Raw genomic sequence first — 593 nt, 5'->3', positions numbered from 1 at the left:
GTCCTTCGTGTTCCGCCAGACAGCCTTGCGTTGCGCCATATCCGCCTGATATTTCCTGTCTTTCCCGCTGTTGCGTTTCAGCTCCCTGCTGATGCTGGAAGGCGCGTAGCCCAAGATCCCCGCTATTCTCCGAATGGAAAGATTCCCGGCAATGAGGCTGGCTAGTATTTCCCGATGTGTTTGTGTAAGCTGATGATGACCCACGACAGTCTCCTCATTGTGAGGTTTGTTTTTTTCCAACCTTGACTGTTGTGGGTCTTCCTGTTTTACGCAAGCCCCGTGTTGCGTTTCAATTTACAATCTGCCGTAAAAACTGTCCCTCGCGCTCTCCCCCACCCTGAAAAAACTTTCCTCTGGTCAGCATGACAGGTCTCCGTCGTTGCCATCTTCCAAAACAAAAATTTTTGGAAAGGATGGGGGGATGCAAGGGGGGGACGGGAGAACTTTTTTCCAAACCCTCTGTTCTCATTTCCAGTTGAAAATTCCCAGCCCTTCAAAAAATAAACTTAGCCCCTCTTCTGGAGTCCAGCAAGAGAATGTCCGGCATACATCTTGCTATACCAGTTTTCTCCAAAGGATACAGGCCAAAGCAA

1 protein-coding gene is annotated in these 593 nt (G+C 49.2%); it reads right to left on the bottom strand.

Annotation, left to right across the window (positions count from 1 at the left end; genetic code table 11):
• Window positions 1-204, bottom strand: a 204-nt coding sequence (locus ACQRCJ_RS12495) for a helix-turn-helix domain-containing protein (protein WP_427799950.1), incomplete at its 3' end; no start/stop codon positions are given.
• Between the last annotated feature and the right edge of the window lie 389 nt (window positions 205-593).

This window comes from Desulfovibrio sp. SGI.102 (genome assembly GCF_050314315.1).
Classification (GTDB): Bacteria; Desulfobacterota; Desulfovibrionia; order Desulfovibrionales; family Desulfovibrionaceae; genus Desulfovibrio.
Note: the sequence above shows the minus strand (reverse complement) of the source record. Positions and strands in the feature narration are given on the sequence as shown.